General features: G+C 38.4%; 17 protein-coding genes. 9 read left to right on the top strand and 8 right to left on the bottom strand.

Features of this window, described 5'->3' with window-relative positions; translation table 11 throughout:
• Window positions 1-244 precede the first annotated feature (244 nt).
• Entirely contained in the window at window positions 245-1,237 is a 993-nt protein-coding gene (locus QF042_RS24035) for a carboxylesterase (RefSeq protein ID WP_307532689.1), read from the bottom strand.
• A 291-nt stretch (window positions 1,238-1,528) separates the two neighbouring features.
• On the opposite strand from QF042_RS24035, the gene QF042_RS24030 reads away from it, so the two are divergent.
• The 3 genes from QF042_RS24030 (at window position 1,529) to QF042_RS24020 (ending at window position 5,196) form a co-directional block, all read left to right on the top strand.
• Entirely contained in the window at window positions 1,529-2,500 is a 972-nt protein-coding gene (locus QF042_RS24030) for a polyprenyl synthetase family protein (RefSeq protein ID WP_307532688.1), read from the top strand.
• A complete protein-coding gene (locus QF042_RS24025) occupies window positions 2,500-3,555 on the top strand; it encodes a TerC family protein (RefSeq protein ID WP_307532687.1) in 1,056 nt (351 codons plus the stop codon). Before QF042_RS24030 ends, QF042_RS24025 begins: the two co-directional genes overlap by 1 nt.
• 192 nt (window positions 3,556-3,747) lie before the next feature.
• Complete coding sequence (locus tag QF042_RS24020; protein ID WP_307532686.1) at window positions 3,748-5,196, top strand: M20/M25/M40 family metallo-hydrolase; 1,449 nt, start codon at window positions 3,748-3,750, stop codon at window positions 5,194-5,196.
• 252 nt (window positions 5,197-5,448) lie between these two features.
• Here QF042_RS24020 and QF042_RS24015 read toward each other — a convergent pair whose 3' ends face one another.
• Together QF042_RS24015 and QF042_RS24010 are read right to left on the bottom strand one after the other, a co-directional pair.
• Window positions 5,449-5,877, bottom strand: a complete 429-nt coding sequence (locus QF042_RS24015) for a CBS domain-containing protein (protein WP_307532685.1) — start codon at window positions 5,875-5,877, stop codon at window positions 5,449-5,451.
• A gap of 64 nt (window positions 5,878-5,941) precedes the next feature.
• The gene (locus QF042_RS24010; RefSeq protein ID WP_307532684.1) at window positions 5,942-6,418 is read right to left on the bottom strand and encodes a hypothetical protein; all 477 of its coding nucleotides are present in this window, start codon (window positions 6,416-6,418) and stop codon (window positions 5,942-5,944) included.
• A gap of 380 nt (window positions 6,419-6,798) precedes the next feature.
• On the opposite strand from QF042_RS24010, the gene ahcY reads away from it, so the two are divergent.
• Window positions 6,799-8,115, top strand: a complete 1,317-nt coding sequence (gene ahcY / locus QF042_RS24005; protein WP_307532683.1) for an adenosylhomocysteinase — start codon at window positions 6,799-6,801, stop codon at window positions 8,113-8,115.
• A gap of 309 nt (window positions 8,116-8,424) precedes the next feature.
• Window positions 8,425-8,766, top strand: coding sequence for a DUF6370 family protein (locus QF042_RS24000; RefSeq protein WP_307532682.1), 342 nt, complete (start codon window positions 8,425-8,427; stop codon window positions 8,764-8,766).
• Window positions 8,767-8,885: 119 nt separating this feature from the next.
• Here the strand turns inward: QF042_RS24000 and QF042_RS23995 are convergent, their stop codons facing one another.
• The 4 genes from QF042_RS23995 to QF042_RS23980 all read right to left on the bottom strand — a co-directional run bounded on the left by QF042_RS23995 (window position 8,886) and on the right by QF042_RS23980 (window position 12,734).
• Complete coding sequence (locus QF042_RS23995; RefSeq protein WP_307532681.1) at window positions 8,886-9,422, bottom strand: hypothetical protein; 537 nt, start codon at window positions 9,420-9,422, stop codon at window positions 8,886-8,888.
• Window positions 9,412-9,867, bottom strand: a complete 456-nt coding sequence (locus QF042_RS23990; RefSeq protein WP_307532680.1) for a hypothetical protein — start codon at window positions 9,865-9,867, stop codon at window positions 9,412-9,414. The genes QF042_RS23995 and QF042_RS23990 overlap by 11 nt, the downstream gene beginning before the upstream one ends.
• An 844-nt stretch (window positions 9,868-10,711) precedes the next feature.
• Window positions 10,712-11,092 (bottom strand): GtrA family protein, encoded by a 381-nt coding sequence (locus tag QF042_RS23985; RefSeq protein WP_057931162.1) that lies wholly within the window; start codon window positions 11,090-11,092, stop codon window positions 10,712-10,714.
• Window position 11,093: 1 nt separating this feature from the next.
• The gene (locus QF042_RS23980) at window positions 11,094-12,734 is read right to left on the bottom strand and encodes a glycosyltransferase family 39 protein (RefSeq protein ID WP_307532679.1); all 1,641 of its coding nucleotides are present in this window, start codon (window positions 12,732-12,734) and stop codon (window positions 11,094-11,096) included.
• An 83-nt stretch (window positions 12,735-12,817) separates the two neighbouring features.
• Here QF042_RS23980 and QF042_RS23975 point away from each other — a divergent pair, with 83 nt between their 5' ends.
• From QF042_RS23975 to QF042_RS23965, 3 genes are all read left to right on the top strand, one after another.
• Window positions 12,818-13,534 (top strand): pyridoxine 5'-phosphate synthase, encoded by a 717-nt coding sequence (locus tag QF042_RS23975; RefSeq protein WP_307532678.1) that lies wholly within the window; start codon window positions 12,818-12,820, stop codon window positions 13,532-13,534.
• A gap of 124 nt (window positions 13,535-13,658) precedes the next feature.
• Complete coding sequence (locus tag QF042_RS23970) at window positions 13,659-14,549, top strand: DMT family transporter (protein WP_307532677.1); 891 nt, start codon at window positions 13,659-13,661, stop codon at window positions 14,547-14,549.
• A gap of 199 nt (window positions 14,550-14,748) precedes the next feature.
• Window positions 14,749-15,312, top strand: a complete 564-nt coding sequence (locus tag QF042_RS23965) for a hypothetical protein (protein ID WP_307532676.1) — start codon at window positions 14,749-14,751, stop codon at window positions 15,310-15,312.
• 233 nt (window positions 15,313-15,545) lie between these two features.
• Here QF042_RS23965 and QF042_RS23960 read toward each other — a convergent pair whose 3' ends face one another.
• Window positions 15,546-16,397, bottom strand: coding sequence for a hypothetical protein (locus QF042_RS23960; protein WP_307532675.1), 852 nt, complete (start codon window positions 16,395-16,397; stop codon window positions 15,546-15,548).
• A gap of 348 nt (window positions 16,398-16,745) precedes the next feature.
• Here QF042_RS23960 and gcvP point away from each other — a divergent pair, with 348 nt between their 5' ends.
• Window positions 16,746-19,622 (top strand): aminomethyl-transferring glycine dehydrogenase, encoded by a 2,877-nt coding sequence (gcvP, locus tag QF042_RS23955; RefSeq protein ID WP_307532674.1) that lies wholly within the window; start codon window positions 16,746-16,748, stop codon window positions 19,620-19,622.
• The last annotated feature ends 192 nt before the right edge of the window (window positions 19,623-19,814 follow it).

Raw genomic sequence — 19,814 nt, 5'->3', positions numbered from 1 at the left:
CTGGGGATTAGCGATGGAAAAACTTCGTAAGGTTATAAGACTGCGTTCGATTAATCATTTCTTTAATTTTGCCTTTAAAGCATATGCAAGGCTAGGCGCTACGTCATGCTGAACTTGTTTTACAAGTAGAATAGTATTTTCAATTGTCTTGTAGCTACTACGTGGTCAGCATCCGTTTTGCAAGATATTAGTTAAATAGATCCTGAAATAAATTCAGGATGACGATCCTCCTGATATTACTAAATCAATGAGCTGGAATCTTTAACGTACTTTCCACAAAACCTTCAATAGCCTTTTCTACACTAGGCAAATCTTTGGAGGTAATATAAGATCCCATTACATGATTCCCTGCATCAGGGATGGCCACTTTTCTTTTTAAGTTGTTTGGCGTGCCGAGTTCATCAAACATCTTTAACATGGCATCTACACGAACAACGGGATCCTGTTCAAGTTCATTTTTGTAATAGTAGAGCATTAAAACGGGCTGTTTTACCTTTTTAAAAGTTGTTTTTACCATACTGCTCTCAATAAATTCTTCCAGTTCTACTAACGATTCAAGACGGTAATTGGTGTACCAGTATTTTTTATATTCGTCGGTGCGATCGTCTACTTTACGTTCATCGCCACCTACAACCTTTCTGGCAATTTGTAGCCCCCAGGGGTTGTTCAAAAGCCAGGCATTTTTATCGTTGATGGCTACATTTGGTGATAACAAGATTAAACTGTTAATTTCAGGATAGGTTGCCGCTAATTTTAAGGCAACCGTACCTCCTGTAGAAGTGCCCACTAAAATTACTTTTTTGCCTAATTTCTTACCAATGGCATAAGCTTGTTTGCTGGTTTCCCAAAGGCGATCGGCGGTAAAATATTGCATGGGAGCCAGTGTATCAATGCCGTGATCGGCCAATCGGGCGAGGTATAAATTGGCATTTAATTCTTTGGCTAAATTTAAATAGACCGGATTGCCTTCAGTTTTTGATGCCGAAAAGCCATGCAAGTAAACAATGGCATATTCGGTTTGCTGATGAAGGGTATCGGCCCAGATAATTTCTGCTTCATTGCCTGGCTTTATTTTATGCATCGATTCGATACTGGCTACATAACGGTCTAAATCTTCCAGATCGGGAACCTGGGTGAGTTCTTTGTTGTACACCGGCTTTTTGGGTTTTGGTCCCAATAAGTAGCCTGCAACAATTAATGCCGAAAGGCCGATAAGTACTTTGTAGCGTTTTTTCATCGTACAGTTAATATTGGTTTAAATGTAAAATTTGAAACTAAATAAAGCTAATATTTTTGAGGAATTAATTTCCATATTGAGGGGCTTTTGCCTGCACTTACCCCATAATGTTAAACCTGATAGCGCCAAATAGCCCACAGCCCGAAGCATGAGGGCGAGGACTATGGGCAATAGCAGGGCGAAAGATGTTAAGGATTACTGGCCATTGCTTTTCAAATCCTAATAATACGACTACACATTACCTTTTTATGGGAAATTAGCTTAAGTTTGCAATCAAAATTTTTCGACTTAATGCCGGGAATCGAACAGATAAAAACACCTATTGCTGCTGATATTAAAGCGTTTGAAAAAACCTTTAAAGAATCTATGCATAGCGACGCACCGTTGCTGGATAGGATTACCCATTATATTGTAAAGCAAAAGGGCAAACAAATGCGGCCAATGTTCGTGTTTTTTGCGGCTAAACTATGCGGTGGAATTACAGAGTCAACCCATCGTGGAGCTGCTTTGGTAGAGCTTTTACACACCGCTACTTTAGTGCATGATGATGTGGTAGACAATGCTTACGAGCGCCGTGGTTTTTTCTCTATCAATGCTTTATGGAAAAACAAGATTGCCGTTTTGGTTGGCGATTACCTCCTGGCTAAAGGATTGTTGCTTTCGGTAAACAATAATGAACACCGTTTGTTACAGATTGTATCGGAAGCGGTGAAACAGATGAGTGAGGGCGAATTGTTGCAGGTAGAAAAGGTACGGAGAATGGATATTTCGGAAGATTTATATTTTGATGTAATCCGACAGAAAACAGCTTCTTTAATTGCTTCTTGTTGTGCGGCGGGTGCTGCTTCGGCTGGTGCGGATGATGAAACGATAGAAAAAATGCGCTTGTTTGGCGAAAAAGTAGGAATTGCCTTTCAGATTAAGGATGATACCTTCGATTTTGGAACAGATGATGTAGGCAAACCTTTGGGGATTGATATTAAAGAGAAGAAAGTAACGCTGCCTTTAATTTATGCACTGAACAAAGCCGAAAAAACTGAACGTAAAAAAATAATCAACCTGGTGAAAAACCATCAGGATGATCCGGTTAAAATTCAGCAGATCATTGATTTCGTAAATGCCCAGGAAGGTGTGTATTACGCCAATCAGAAAATGCAGGAATACCAGAAAGAGGCATTTGATATTTTGCACAGTTTTGAGGCTGGCGAAGCACGAACTGGTTTAGAACAACTTGTACTGTACACTACTGAACGTAAAAAATAATGGGTAACGAATTACTTTTTAGCTTAGGTTTTCTCCTTTTTATTGTACTGATTCTCGCTTTAGATCTTGGTCTTTTTAGCAGGAAAGAGCATATAGTAAGCTTAAAACAGGCTGGAGTAATGAGTTTAATTATGGTGGCTTTGGCTATCGGTTTTTACTTTATTCTGTTAACCGAAGGACACCAGCTTCATGGAATAAAAGATTTTGCCCACCTACAACAAATTGTAACGCAGCACCAGCACCATATTAAATTAATCCCTAATGATTTTGAAGGCAGTTTAGCGGTTTATAAACAAAACCTTGGGCTTGAATTTTTAACCGGGTATGTGATTGAATATGCCCTTTCGGTAGATAATATCTTTGTGATTGTGCTCGTTTTTTCTGCCTTTGCCGTTGAAGAAAAATATTACCACCGCGTATTATTCTGGGGCATTTTGGGCGCCATTATCATGCGTTTCATCTTCATTTTTGTTGGTGCAGCACTAATTGCAAAATTTGCCTGGATACTCTATTTGTTTGGCGCTTTCCTTGTTTTTACGGGCATAAAAATGTTCTTCAGTAAAGATGAAGATGATAAGATTGATCCTGAAAATCACCCTGTGGTAAAATGGGCCTCGAAAATATTTTCTATCCACCCCAAGTATGAGGGCAAAAAATTCTTCGTAAAAATTAACCATAAAACGCTGGTGACGCCATTATTTTTGGTACTGCTGATTGTTGAATTTACCGATTTGTTATTCGCGGTCGATTCTATTCCAGCTATTTTTGCGGTAACAAAAGATCCTTACATTGTATTCTTTTCCAATATTTTTGCCATCATGGGTTTACGGTCTATGTTCTTCTTATTGGTGAATATCATTCATAAATTCCATTATTTAAAAACCGGATTAGCCATATTATTGGCCTTTATCGGCGTAAAAATGTTAGGGCATACCTATCTGGAAAAATGGGGTTTCACCACGGAGCATTCGCTTATCATTATATTGAGTATCTTGGTGATGAGCATTGTGGCTTCATTGGTTTTTCCGAAGAAAAAAGTGCAGGTAAAGCCTTAGTTTTATCGTTTTTGTCATTCTGAGCGCAGCGAAGAATCTGTTTCATCGGTTGCAGATGCTTCGTGCCTCAGCATGACAGCAAATAAGGGTTGGTGCGATAGACAATTAGTTCACCCCAAAGCAAAATATACGTTACAGCTAGCAATCTCTAGCTAAAATTTGTACTTTCAGCAACTAAAACTATTATTCTTAATGAAATATCTTTTCTCTGCAGCGCTTCTTTGTACAGGATTATTTGCAAATGCACAGGATAAATTCGGCGATGTTTTTACCAAAATCAACACCGATGTACAGCAAAACTCAAAAGCTTATCAAACACTTAAATACGAAACCGAAACCATCGGTCATCGTTTAACAGGTTCTACAAACGGCGCAAAAGCCGAGCAGTATGCTTTCGATTTATTAAAATCTTACGGTTGTGACGTGAAATTTCAACCTTTTGAAGTAGAAAGTTGGGCAAGGAAAACGATTAATGTAGAAATTGGTAATGATAAAAACAGTCTGACGAAAATGAAGGCTGTTACCTTAGCACATTCGCCAGTAAGTGCGGATGTTACTGGCGAAATTGTAGATGCAGGAAATGGACTGGAAGCAGATTATCAGACTAGTCCAGAGAAGTTTAAAGGTAAAATTGCCCTGATTTATTTAGGTGTATTATCAGGTTCTCCGGCCGGAACCAAATCATTGCACCGCTCAGAAAAGACTGCCATTGCAACAAAATATGGTGCGATTGGTGTAATCATCATCAATACGGTAAAAGGTGGAGTGCTTTTAACCGGAACTGCTTCGGTAACAGGTAAGTTGATCTCTATTCCTGCTATTTGTATTGGTTTAGAAGATGGTACAGCTTTGAAGGAAAAAATTAAATCACAACCGCAGATCGCGCATATTGCCATGACTAATTTCTCGGGTTTAATCAAAGCGAGAAACGTAGTGGCCACTTTTAAAGGAACCGAGTTGCCTAAGGATAAAATTGTAGTCGGCGGACATTTAGATAGCTGGGATTTAGCAACCGGTGCAATCGACAATGGAATTGGTTCTTTTGCCATTATGGATATGGCGCGTACTTTTAAAAAACTGAATTTAAAAACGAAACGTACCGTAGAGTTTGTGCTGTTTATGGGCGAAGAGCAAGGTTTGTTAGGCTCTAAAGCATATATCGATCAGGCGAAGAAAGACAACACGTTAAGCCAGGTTAAGTTTATGTTGAACTACGACATGACCAACGATCCGAAGGGTTTCTCTACCTCAAGATCAGAAATGAAAGAGCTGTTTACTGCCTGGGGAGCTGATATTGTAAAAATTGATACCGGATTTAAAAACCTGTTTAATGCTGGAGCGGGTTTACACAGCGATCACCAACCTTTTATGTTAGAAGGTATTCCTACTGGTGGGGGTTTCGGTGGTAAACTACCAAATAATTCTGGTCCGTTTTATCATTCAGATGGCGATAGTTTTAAACTGGTTGATGAGCAGGAATTGAAAAATACGGTACGGTACAGTGCCATGTTGACTTATGCTTTAGCCAATACACCAAAAATCCCGGTGGGTGTTCAAGGTGAAGAAGAATTAAGAACTTTCTTAGAATCTCAAAACCTAAAGGAACCTTTGAGTATTGCTGGCGAGTGGAGGTGGAAGTAATTTCATAGATTTTCTCGCCTTTTCCTTACGGGTTGATTACACAGATTTTGGGATTACACCGACTTTTATACAGTTAATTCGCGTAAGACAATTCGTCATTTCGACCGTAGTGGAGAAATCTTTGAGAACTGCCTTAAAAGATTTCTCGACTTCGCTGCGCTCCGCTCGAAATGACGGAAATAAAATTATACGCGGAATTTTTCCAACCGAAGCCTGCTGTAAACTAATTTAATACAATTACCCAAATCAGCGCTACCCGCTAATATAGCTTTCCAATTGCGAAATGGTCTGTTTTTGATCGGCAATAATAAATTTTACCACATCACCGATGGATACCATACCTTTTACTTCGTCGTTTTCTACAACAGGTAAATGGCGGATGTGTTTATCGGTCATCAGCTCCATGCAATAATCGATACTGTCGCTTAAACTTATGACGATCGGATTGGCCGTCATTGCTTCTTTAATCAGCGTATCTTTTGATGATTTACCCTGAAGGATGATTTTTCTGGCGTAATCGCGTTCCGTAAAAATGCCGTGTAGCCGATCGTTTTCCATGACCAATACCGCGCTGATGTTCTTTTCTGTCATTACCTTTAAGGCATCTAAAACAGAAATATTTTCTGATACCGAGATAATCCGTACCTGTTTGGTATCTAACAAGTGTTTTACGCTTTTCATAAAACTTAATTTGGTTATAACAATTTAAGAAATAATTAGCTGTAAATCAAAGTTATATTTAAGTTTAATTTGATTCTTTTTCAGTGTTTGCAGTCCCATCGCTATAAAGTTTTAACAGTTCAGATAGTTTTTTATTTCCAATGTCGAATCCCGATAGCTCGAAATCGTGCATGTATCCATCAACCCTATACTGCAAGTGATAGCTGCTGTTTTTCCCAATGCCTATTTTTACAACTTTTGCATTACTGATATTTTTCCAGCTGTAAAATGAAGCGCCTGCTGTCATTAAACCATTGTAGTTTATCACGATTTGGATTTTCCTGTTCATGATATTTTTAATGGCTATGTAAAGCGTATGTGTTCCGGCAAGAATCAACATTGTACCCATAAATTTTCTAAACAGTGAACCGAAAGTGAAAAAATACTTGTCTGGTACTAGTATTATAGTAAGTGCCAGGCCGATCATAAATACCGCTAAAAGAACATTTAAAAATTGTTTAAATCTTGAGAATCGAATGATCGTTTCAGGCGGTATTTCCATATCATCTTTAGCAGTGAGGCTATAAACTTAATTACTTTAACAATTTAAGGAATAATTAGCTGTAGTTCAATTTTATTCTAACACATTTCAGCTTATATACAGCGTAAATTTTATGTGATCTAAACCTGACAGGAACGGCAGCCTCCGTCTCGATTTTACATCGGGATTCATCGGAGCTATAGTGGATGGCAGGACCGAAGCTGAGCTAAGAACTACAAGATCTGCTTTTCAAAAAAAATAGCTAAGACATGAAGTATTGGAGCTTGTGGTGAAAAAATAGAAGTACTATTTTACAATCTGTAAACCTGCTTGCTCTTTTAATTATTTGGCTTTCACAAAGGGATGTGGTAACTTTGCATTTCATTTTAAAACAAATAATTATGTCATCAGTAGAGACTTCTTATATCCCTTACAAAGTTAAGGACATTTCACTGGCAGAATGGGGCCGTAAAGAAATCGAATTAGCCGAAGCAGAAATGCCAGGTTTAATGAGTTTACGTAAAGAATTCGGTCCAACACAACCATTAAAAGGTGCGCGTATTGCAGGCTGTCTGCACATGACCATCCAAACGGCTGTATTAATCGAAACATTAACTGCACTGGGTGCTGAAGTTACCTGGTCTTCTTGCAATATTTTTTCTACACAAGATCACGCCGCGGCTGCAATTGCTGCTGCTGGTATTCAGGTTTATGCCTGGAAAGGTTTAAACGAAGAAGAATTCGATTGGTGTATTGAGCAAACTTTACACTTCGGTCCGGAGCAACAACCATTAAACATGATTTTGGATGATGGTGGCGATTTAACCAACATGGTTTTTGATAAATACCCTGAGCTAATTGCAGCTATTAAAGGTTTATCAGAAGAAACCACCACTGGTGTTCACCGTTTATACGAAAGAATGAAAAACGGAACATTGCACTTACCTGCAATTAACGTAAACGATTCAGTTACCAAATCTAAATTCGATAACAAATACGGATGTCGTGAGTCATTGGTTGATGCGATCCGTCGTGCTACTGATGTAATGATGGCTGGTAAAGTGGCTGTTGTTTGTGGTTATGGCGATGTGGGTAAAGGTTCGGCAGAATCGTTAAGCTCGCAAGGTGTACGTGTTATTGTTACCGAAATTGACCCGATCTGTGCTTTACAGGCTGCAATGGAAGGTTACGAAGTTAAAAAATTAGCTACTGCAATTAAAGAAGCTGATATCGTGGTAACCACAACCGGTAACTGTGATATCGTTCGTGAACAACATTTCAGAGCATTAAAAGATAAAGCGATTGTTTGTAACATTGGTCACTTCGATAACGAAATCGATATGGCCTGGTTAAACGGCGCTTATGGCCATACTAAAGTGGAGATTAAACCACAGGTTGATAAATATACCATCGACGGTAAAGATGTAATTATTCTGGCCGAAGGCCGTTTGGTTAACTTAGGTTGTGCAACTGGTCACCCAAGTTTTGTAATGAGTAACTCATTCACCAACCAAACTTTAGCTCAATTAGAACTTTGGACCAACACTGGTGCTTACGAAAACAAAGTTTATACTTTGCCTAAACATTTAGATGAAAAAGTAGCACGTTTACACTTAGAAAAAATCGGTGTAGAGCTAGATGTTTTAGATCAACACCAGGCTGATTATATCGGTGTACCGGTAGAAGGTCCTTTTAAAGCAGATACATACAGATACTAGTTCAGTTTACAGTTTTCAGTTCGCAGTAACTGAAAATTAATAATATCAAAGGGATGTGCAAATTTTGCATATCCCTTTTTTTTATTCCCCTCTCCCAGGGGGGGTGCCTGTAAGGCGGGGTGTCCCTGAGATTAGGTGAGTTTCTTATTTTTTAGAAAACGTTAATACAGTGGTTCTTCGGAGGTTTCAGTCCTGCTGTACACTTTATCCCGATGGAAGAATCGGGATGTTCGTTTCCATCAGGTTTATTTTACAAAGAATTGTGGTTCTTTTGCCCTTGAAAACTTACATTTGAAAAAAGAAGAAATGATGAAAAAGTTAATATTTGCTTTAATTCTTTGTGTATTTGCTATTTCTGTAAATGCCCAAACCACGCCTCAAAAAGCTGCATCAGCAAAAGTAATCACCAAACAAACGGTAGATATTGCCTGTGGCGAATGCCAGTTTAAAATGAAAGGTAAAGATTGCGAGTTAGCAGTGAAAATAGATGGTAAATCTTATTTTGTTGACGGAAAAGGTATTGATGATTTTGGTGATGCCCATGGCGAACATGGTTTTTGCAACGCGGTAAGTAAAGCAGAAGTTACCGGCGAAATTGTGAGTAACCGTTTTAAGGCAACTTCGATAAAATTACTGCCAGTTAAGAAGTAGTTTTACCGCAAAGAAAGCAAAGTTTTTCGCAAAGTGACGCTAACCGGATTAAAAACTATCTGAACCCAGCTTTGCGTGCTCCGCGCCTTTCCTCTGTGTCCTTTGCGGTTAAAAGCAGGCTATTCGAATTCCTTTTCCAAGCCTTGTCTTAAGTCGAAAAGCAACCATTGTTTGTTTTTTACATCTGCCAGCCTGGTTTTTAATAACTGGATGAAATCTTTCACGCCAATTTCTTCATTCCCATTGCCGTGGATCAATACAATACTGCCGGTATTAGGTTGTTGTCCCTTGGCCAGCCAGGCATCACTCCCTACAGGAATTAATCCATAGGCTTCAATCTTTTCTACAATGGTCTTATCCGATACCAAACCGGGGAAACGGAAAAATACAGATGGTGTTAAACCATTTTTAAGCATCAATTTTTCGTTCTCCAATACTTCCACGTCTAAATTTGTTCCTGGAGCCAACAGAAAGTTTTCGGCTAAAGGCAGTTTATTTACTTCGTGGTTGTAGGTATGGTTTATCCAGGTGATGTCCAGTTCTTTTTTTGCTACCAGACTTTTCAGCCAGTTCAGGTCATCCTGATGCTTTAGCATCCATTTACCAGAAACAGAAACGGCTAGAGGGGCAGGCTGTTCTATCTTTTTAAATTTCATCAAAAACAGATTGAAAAATAATCCTGTCTAAAGCTTTATGCGATGGACAAAGATCGATGGTTAAGGTAATTCCTTTTTCGTTCGGAATGGCATGATCGATTCCTGCATCTTGAAGCTGGAGGTCTTTAGCCGCAGCGGCTTCGATTGATTTTATATAAGCCGTGTTTTTAAAAATCGCCAGTACATTCTGATACTGTAAGCTACTCGTGGAATAATTGCTGGCCAGATCTACTTTGGTATCTAAAGTTTCGGGATTCACCAACAATAAATATTTTTGATTATTGGCGGTGAAACTTCTGAATGCAATCAGTTTTTCATTAGCGTGTATGGCTACGGCAAAATTTACTTTATAGCGTTTAACATCATCGAAATTTTGTGCCAAAACTTTAACGCCAAAAAAGCTTATGGAAAAAATAATGAGGAGCAAAGATTTAGATAACTTCATATTTCCTTATTTAAAATCTTTCTAATTTAAGCCAAATCCATTATCTTTACAAACATCGCCATGAACAAAGAAAAAGTAAAATTATGGTTTAAACGGGTGGGGCTAGTTGGGTTTTTATTCTTCCTGATTAAAGGGTTGATCTGGCTTGTGGTGTTCTATGTTATCGGTAAAAACGTTACTTAATTGGTTCATTTGTTCACTGGTCATTCGTTCATTAGTCCGTGCCAATTACATAACTAAGTCTTTTAAGTCAATCGTCATCCTGAACTTGTTTCAGGATCCTCATTTGTAATCTATTCTTGAGGCATGAAACTTAGCTGTTCTCAGATGACAAGGTGGTCAAAAATTATGAGCAATTTAATCATGCTGTTTTTTCTTAATGCCCCTAATTCCTTCATGGTGAAGGTATTTTTTACCATTAAGCAGTTAAGAAAGTTAAGCTAGATTTTTGTGATCAAACTAGTTGTTCTTAGGTGACTAAGTGGTCGAAAAACAAAGCGTAATTTAAATCATTTGGTTTTTTCTTAATGCCCTTAATTCCTTAGTGGTGAAGCTATTTTTTACCATTGAGCAGTTAAGAAAGTTAAGCTGGATTTTGTGATCAAACTAGTGTTCTTAGGTGACTAAGTGGTCAAAAATTATGAGCAATTTTAATCATTCGGTTTTTTCTTAATGCCCTTAATTTCTTAATGGTGAAGGTATTTTACCATTAAGCAGTTAAGAAAGTTAAGCTGGATTTTGTGATCAAACTAGTTGTTCTTAGGTGACTAAGGTGGTTAAAATCATGAGCAATTTAATCCTGCGGTTTTATCTTATACTCTTAATTCCTTAATGGTGCAGAAATCTACCTAAAAGTAAATAACATATTCGCGAGGAAATTCCACACGAAAACAATTACTATTGCAAAGAATTTGGCCACATAAAAATTAGTTCCGTTTTTTCTTTGATGAAAGAGGTAAATAATAAAGGTATTTAGTCCTAAACCGATTAAACTCACCACTAAAAATTTGCTAAATTCTGTTCCCCAATGGCTATTGGTGCTCTGGAATGTCCATACGCGGTTAATGAGGTAGTTGTTGGTTACTGCCAAAGTAAAACCGATGGCATTAGAAATGTACTTATTTATCTTGATTTTCTCCTTACACAACCAGGTGGCGCCAAAATCGATTGCCATGCCGAGGAAACCTGTTAATCCAAATTTTAAGATGCGGAAGAATAAATCCATGTTAATGTATTTTAACCAGATAAAAGTGTTCTAAAACCTGAGGGCGAGTTTTCACGTTTAAAAATTTACCAGTCAGTTTCGTGGTATGAAAATATTCAAACGATTTTAGAATTTCAGCGTTGTATTCACTTTTCAATTTTGGCAGCTCCTGTTCCGAAATATAAATAACCAAATCTTTTAAGTGTTTTGATTTGTCGAGATCGTTGTAGTTATGCAGATATTTTACTTCTCCGGGCGCATAAAAATCAAAAGAGAAGGCATCTATATAATTTAATACTGCAGGTTTAGCAGCCGGATAATTTTGCTTTAACCAATTACCGGCCTGCATACCCGATTGATATTTTAAAAGAGATGGATAGAAAAAAACAAAGAGAAATACCATTAATCCAATTGATAAAAAAGCACTTCTGGCAATAATGGTTTCCAATAGAATGCCTTTAAACAGCAAGAATGAGATGGCGAAAACAACAATCAGAATCCCGATAATTAAATACGGGTTTTCGAACCCAAAGAAAAAGGTTAAGATGGAAAGTAAGGCAATAACTAAAATGAAAATGATGTTCTGGATAAAAAAGAAGGTTTTTAAGCCTTTGCTGCCAAGCTTCTTTAAGTACAGGGCTGTGATGATCGAAAACTGGGGAAAGATGATCAGGATATAATGGGGCAACTGAAATTTAGAAAGCGAAAAGATTAGAAAAGTAACCGCTGCACTTGCCCAGATCATCATGCTTTCGGGCGCTAAAGCAATTCTGTTTTTCTTTTGAAAAAGATTCACAACAGCCGTATAGAACAATACCGACCAAGGGAGAAATGCCCAGAGGGTAGTGTGTAGAAAAAATGAAATATCACCTTTCCCCTTAATTGGTCCATTATTAAAAAAACGCCCAAACTGACTGTCCCAGAAGAAGAATTTTAAGCCTGAAACACCTGTTCTTTCGAAAACAATTTTTTCAGGATGCAGATCGAATTGCGTGTAAAGCGAATACAGTTCTGGGGTAATGAAAACAAAAATCAAAAGGATAGCGATATACCATTTTGGTTTTAAAAGCTGCTGGTATTGTTTCGTAAGCAACCAATAAATAATGAAGCCCGCAAATACAGGGATCAGCACAAAAATTCCTTTGATTAATATCGCGCAGGCAGCAAAAAATGAACCTGCTACAATGTGCCAAAAAGAATTTTGGTGTGCCTTATAATAGTGGTAAATAGAGGCCAATGTGAAAGTGGTGAGGTAAATTTCGGCCCTCACATCAAAGGTAGAAGTAATAATATGTAATGCACTCAGAAAAATCACTGCGCTAATTAATCCGGTTTTTTCATCGTATATATCTTTGGCTAATTTGTATAAATACCACGCTCCCAGTAAACCGAACAGAAATGACGGTAATTTATAGGCAAAGGACGAAATACCAAAAATTTTAAAAGATGCTGCAGAAATCCAAAAAGTGAGGTGGGGTTTATCCAGCCAATCTGCCCCACGACCGTAAAGGTTAAACCAATCTTTAAAAAGGATGATGTTTTTAGACATGGAGGCATACAATGCTCCATCGGGCTCCATCACGCCTCCAAAAAGTGCTGGGATACTTGCAATTGCGAGTAAAACGATCAGGGATTTATATAATGTTGTATCTTTTAATTTCATTTACAAGAAGCAAATATGAGCAAAAAAAAGTCAATTTTTTTTAAGCTTTAAGATTAACAAAGGCAAAGCCTTATCTTTGCTTCATGACAAAGTTATCGGTTAATATCAATAAAATTGCTACACTTCGCAACAGTCGCGGAGGTAATAATCCTGATTTAGTTAAAGTTGCATTAGATTGTGAACGTTTCGGCGCTCAGGGAATTACAGTGCACCCACGCCCTGATGAACGCCATATTCGTTATCAGGATGTTTATGATTTAAAAGCTGTTATTGCTACTGAATTTAATATTGAAGGAAATTGTAAGGAAGATAAATTTGTCGATCTGGTTTTGGCCAACAAACCTGCGCAGGTTACTTTGGTGCCGGATGCCGAAGGTCAGATTACCTCTAATCATGGTTGGGATACAGTAAAACATAAAGATTACCTGAAAGAAATGGTTGCCGTCTTCCAGAAAGAAGGCATCCGTGTTTCTATTTTTGTAGATCCGCAGGTAGAAATGGTTGAAGGTGCAGTAGAAACCGGAACAGACCGTATTGAATTGTACACAGAGGCTTATGCGCATAATTATTTTGCCGATCGCGAGAAGGCTGTAGTGAGTTATATTGCGGCAGCACACCATGCTAACAAATTAGGCTTGGGAATTAATGCAGGTCACGATCTTGATTTACATAACCTGCATTATTTTGCACAGAGCACCCCCGGTTTACTGGAAGTTTCTATTGGTCACGCTTTAATTAGCGATGCACTTTACCTGGGCTTAGAAACAACCATTCAGAAATATTTGCAACAATTGGCTTAGTTATAACCGCAAAGACTGCAAAGAAGAAGTGCACAAAGAACGCAAAGTTAGGTGCGTCGGTTTAATCAAGCTCAGCGCTTCTTTGCAAAACACATAGCGTCCTTAGCGGTTAAAAAAGAAATATATGTTAAAAGGAATTCTCCTTGTTTTTTTCGGTGCCTGCAGTTTTGGTATCCTTTCTACTTTTGTTAAACTTGCTTACCATGAGGGCTATACCTTGGGTGATGTTACCGGTGCCCAGGCGTTCTTCGGAGCGGTGATTTTATGGGTGCTGTTTTTCTTCCAGAGCCGAACTGCTGGCTATAAAGCTAAAGCGACGGTTATTAAAACACCCTGGTGGAAAATGGTGCTGGCAGGAACCTGTACCGGTTTGGTAAGTATTTTTTACTATCAGTGTGTAAAACTTGTACCCAACTCGGTTGCTATTATTCTGTTGATGCAGTTTATTTGGATGAGTATTTTAATGGAGTACCTTATTTTTAAAAAGAAACCCACAGGCTTACAATTTCTGGCCATCTTATTGGTTTTAGGCGGAACGGTTTTAGCCAGCGGAATGGCAGAAACAAGTATTGAAAGTATGGATTTAAAGGGTATAGGTTTCGGATTATTGGCCGCAATCTGTTATGCCGGCTTTTTGTTGCTGAGTGGTAAGATTGGGAATGAATATGCTCCACTACAAAAAAGTGCGCTGATGATTACCGGTGCTTGTATGTTGATCTTCATTATTTTTCCGCCAACATTCTTATTTAATGGTGCCTTAACAGGAAGTTTATTGAAATGGGGTTTGATCATCTCCGTTTTCGGTACAGTTATTCCTCCATTATTTTATGCTGAAGGCGTACCCAGAATCGGGACGGCCATTAGTTCGATATTAAGTGCTGCAGAATTACCTGTTGCCGTAATGATGGCTGGTTTTGTGTTACAAGAACAGGTATCGTTTTTGAGGTGGGTTGGTGTTGTGGTAATTTTGTCGGCGATGGTTTTGCCTAACCTGAAATACTTAAAGCGAGATTAATCTCGCTTTTTACCGCAAAGAGCACCGAGTGAAGACGCAGAGGGCACAAAGTAGAGCTTTTGAAATTATTGTTATGCAATGAATGCAAACTTAGTGTTCTTGGTGCCTTTGTGGTTTAAGCCTTGAAGATTAATAAACTTCGCGTTCTTTGCGGTTAAACTAAAATTAAATATCTTTAAAAAGCATAAAGCGTTTACACATGAAAAAATTTACTGTTTATATCTTATCTGTTATCATCATTGGCTTAGCCGGATGTAAAACCAAAACTACCATCAATCAGGACGAGGCTGCTGAGGTAATCACTGATTATTTAAAAGCTAACCCCGAATATAAAACTACACGTTTCAACTTTGGGGAAATAAAATTTAACAGTACAAACGACATGTTTGAGCTTGGTAAATATAAAACTTTAGCGAGTAAAGGCTTGGTGACATTGGATTTGAAAGCAGCTAAAAAGAAGTTCCTTTCAAAAGATAGCAGTTTCGTTTATCAGATTACTTTAACTGACAAAGCGAGCCCATTGGTGTTGAAACAGGATGGAGATAAGGCAACCGTAAAAGTGGTAGAATATGTTTTAGCCGATGAAAAGCCTGTAGATTTTGCGCAGGTAAACTCGAGCACTGCAAAAGTTACCGTATCACTTAAAATGACAACTACCGATTTTGAACCCTTTGATAAAGACGCCAATAAAAACAGCAACTTCATTACCAAAACCTATAAATTAAAGTTGAGCAAAGATGAGGGCTGGAAAGTGCAGAAATAGCTAAAAGACTAAAGTTGAAAGACCAAAGATAAGAGCGTAATGCCTAATGCGCCCTGCAACCTCTGTTTCTTGTATTGTCTTGCGTGTTTAAACCCGACAGCAGCGAAAATCCTTTTTGTTTGCAGCAACCTTCAGCATGACAATGGAGTAGCAAAAAGATTGTAGCGAATGGCGGGAACAGACTTGAATTTTAGCACAGCCATTGCTTTTCAAACTTATATGATATGCAAAAATTAATTGCGAATTTTTTCCCACAGATAGGTTTTAATCTTCTTAAAAAAATCTTCTTTTTTTGGTTTTTCCTTACCATCATGAGTTAAATCATTGTCGTAATGCTTTTGGAGTTCAGTAGCATAATCTTTTTGAGATTGATTGCCTGAATTTAGCATCTCAATAAAGCGAACCACATTCGAATTCAGTGTACTGTTAAATGAAACGGCATAATACTCGCTCCGTTCAGATGGGGTTTTATTGTTATTGATTTCGTCTGAACCGTTTTCTGCAAAGCAATCGGCATGAAGAATTAAAGGGTTTAATTTTTTTAATCTTTGCGTGCCTTTGCGTTCATTTCTCCAGGGATGTTCGTTTTTATAAAGTTGAGCAAGTAGGAAATCTTTTCTCCAAAGTGTAATCTGGTGCGACATTAGAAATTGTGATGCTACATTGTCAAGCGCTGCAATATTAAATCCTTCGATAAAATTAGCCGTTTCTTTGGTTTTGTAAACGCTTGAACTATGGAGCTTAACCTGTTGCCAGCCGTTTTTATTAGCCTGTTCGAACAGGATTGTAAAAAATTTAGGATTAACCAGTTTACTTAACCACATATCTTCCTGGAAATAGAGGATATACTCCTCTTCTAAATTTGTTAATAGTGTTATTAAACGGTCGGCCCATTCGCCCTCACCTGATTTGATATTTCTAAAACCATTCACTTCCACTTCTTTTACTTCCGTAGCGAAATAATAGTTGCATGGTATTTTAAAATCCCAGTTTTCTGAGAAAGCGTAATCAAAACCTTTATAAAGAAATTCATAACGATCGCAGGCATGAACTAAAAGTGCGACGTTATTTTTAGCTATTGGCATAAGTAGGGCATGGTAGGTAAAATGCTTTTCAAATTTATAAAAATGCTTTTCCCCTTTCCTTTAGTAGCTGATATTTTACGTTGCAGACCTCTATTGATTTAGCGCAATTAGTTTCAAAAAGATTGAAGTTAACCATGGCGACAAACTTAAATTTCAGTACAGTTACTGCTTTCCAAATAATCAGTTAATGTATTAAAAATGAACAAACGTTTGTCTTCCTGTTTATGCATAAAATCTATCTACTTTGTCGCTTTTAAGTATAAATAGGACACCTTTTTTACACTGATTGATAGTGAAATACAGCTTCGTTTTTGCTACCTTTGCACGCAAATTTATTATTCATACCGCATGAGCTTAAATATCCATTACAAGGAAGATTTTCAAAATCGTCATATTGCACCAAATGAGGCAGATACAGCCGAAATGTTGCAAGCTGTTGGCGTAAATTCTATTGATGAGCTGATTGAACAAACTGTTCCGACAACAATTAGGTTAAAACAGCCTTTAAACTTGCCTGCAGCGAAATCAGAAACTGAATATCTTGGTGCTTTAAAACAAACTTCATTGTTGAATAAAGTTTTCAAAAGCTTTATCGGTCAAGGTTATTATGATACCATTACCCCAGGTGTAATTTTACGTAACGTATTCGAAAACCCAGGATGGTACACACAATATACGCCATACCAGGCAGAAATTGCTCAAGGTCGTTTACAGGCTTTGTTAAATTTCCAAACCATGGTTATCGATTTAACCGGAATGGAAATTGCCAACGCATCTTTATTGGATGAAGGTACTGCTGCTGCCGAGGCGATGTTTATGCAATACAGCTTGCGTAAAAATCAGGCAGCTAAAAAGTTCTTCGTTTCAGAATTGCTTTTCCCTCAAACAATCGATATTTTAAAAACACGTGCTAATCCTTATGGCATTGAGCTGGTTATTGGAAGTCATTTAGATTTAGTAGCTACTGAAGATTTCTTTGGTGCAATTGTTCAGTATCCGGCAGGAAACGGTGAGGTTTTCGATTACAAAGACTTTGCATCAGCGTTGCACAACCAGAATATTAAATTAACGGTAGTTGCCGATATTTTAAGCTTAACCTTATTAACGCCTCCGGGCGAGTGGGGAGCTGATGTAGTAGTTGGTACTACACAGCGTTTAGGTATACCAATGGGTTTTGGTGGGCCACATGCTGCATTTTTTGCAACTAAAGAAGAATATAAACGTAATATCCCGGGTCGTATCATTGGTGTAACCATTGATAGCCATGGCGATTATGCTTTACGTATGGCTTTGCAAACGCGCGAGCAGCATATCCGTAGAGATAAAGCAACATCAAACATCTGTACTGCACAGGCATTATTGGCCATTATGGCTGGTTTTTATGCTGCTTACCACGGTCCGAAAGGATTAAAAGCAATTGCAGAACGTACGCATGGTTTGGCCATTAGTTTAGCCTCTACCTTAAAGGGTTTAGGTTTTGAGCAGTTAAATGCTGCTTATTTCGATACGATTCGTTTCGATTTAGGCGATTTAAAAGGCGGTATCCATTCAGGATGTATCGATAACGAAATCAACTTAAACTATGTTGGTAACGTAGCAACCATTTCGTTCGATGAAACCAGCACTTTCGAAGATGTAGCTTTAATTGCTAAAATATTTGCTAAAGTCAAAGCTATCGCAGCAGATCAGGTTGAAGTGGTAGAAAATGTAGAAACCGTTATTCCAGCTACATTACAACGTACTTCTGCTTATTTAACACACCCAATCTTTAATCTGCACCATTCAGAACATGAAATGTTGCGTTACATCAAATCATTAGAAGCTAAAGATTTATCGCTTTGCCACTCGATGATTGCTTTGGGTAGCTGTACCATGAAATTAAATGCAACAGCAGAAATGATCCCGGTTACCTGGTCTCACTTCGGCCGCATCCATCCGTTTGCCCCTGCCGATCAGGTATTAGGTTATTATTCTGTTTTTAACGAACTGGATAAATGGTTAAGTGAAATTACCGGTTTCGCTGCGATGAGTTTACAGCCAAATGCTGGTGCTCAGGGCGAATATGCTGGTTTAATGGTTATCCGCGCTTATCACCATGATAGAGGCGATTTCCACCGTAACGTAGCGTTAATTCCTGCTTCGGCACATGGAACAAACCCTGCTTCTGCGGCAATGGCCGATATGAAAATTGTTGTAGTTAAATCTTTAGAAAACGGTAACATCGATGTTGAAGATTTAAAGGCAAAAGCAGAATTACACAAAGACAACTTATCGTGTTTGATGGTAACTTATCCATCTACTCACGGGGTATTTGAAGAAAGTATTATCGAAATCTGCGAAACCATTCACGCTAACGGTGGACAGGTATATATGGATGGTGCAAACATGAATGCGCAGGTTGGTTTAACAAGTCCGGCTAATATCGGTGCCGATGTTTGTCACTTAAACTTGCACAAAACATTCTGTATCCCTCATGGTGGTGGCGGTCCTGGTATGGGCCCGATCGGTGTTGCCAAACACCTGGTTCCTTATCTTCCTGGTCATACTGTGGTTGATATTGATAAAGGAAAATCAATTTCTGCAGTTTCATCTGCACCTTGGGGCTCGGCTTCGATCTTGATCATCTCTCATGCTTATATTGCGATGATGGGTGCTGAAGGTTTAACTAATGCCACTAAATATGCAATTTTAAACGCAAACTATATGAAAGCGCGTTTAGAGCAACACTACCCAGTACTTTATTCAGGTGCTCAGGGACGTTGTGCACACGAGATGATCTTAGATTGCCGTTCGTTTAAAGCGTTCGGAATCGAAGTTACCGATATTGCCAAACGTTTAATGGATTACGGTTTTCACGCACCAACGGTTTCGTTTCCGGTTGCGGGTACGTTGATGGTTGAACCTACAGAATCGGAGCCTAAACATGAATTAGACCGTTTCTGTGATGCCTTAATCGCGATTAAAAACGAAATTACCGCTGTAGAAAACGGTATATTAGATAAAATAGATAACCCATTAAAAAATGCGCCTCATACGGTTTCGGTAATTACGGCTAACGAATGGGATCATGCTTATAGCCGTCAAACAGCTGCTTTTCCACTCCCTTATGTGTTAGAACGCAAGTTCTGGCCTTCAGTTAGTCGTGTTAACGATAGCCATGGTGACAGGGCATTGATTTGTGCTTGTCCGCCGATAGAGAGTTATTTAGAAGAGATCGTACCTTAGTAAGGTAGAAGGCGGGAAGGTAGAGGGTTTAAGGTTTTTTGCAGGGTGCGTAAAGCATACAGCAGAAAATCTTAAACCTTTTTTTTGTGATTGTTACGCTGAACGTTGTTGAAGTTAAGAAGAGATCTTCTCTCGCGATATCGTCATTTCGAGCGGAGTGCAGCGAAGTCGAGAAATCTATCTCAAGATAGA

This window comes from Pedobacter sp. W3I1 (genome assembly GCF_030816015.1).
GTDB lineage: Bacteria > Bacteroidota > Bacteroidia > Sphingobacteriales > Sphingobacteriaceae > Pedobacter.
This window is presented reverse-complemented; position numbering and strand designations above follow the sequence as displayed.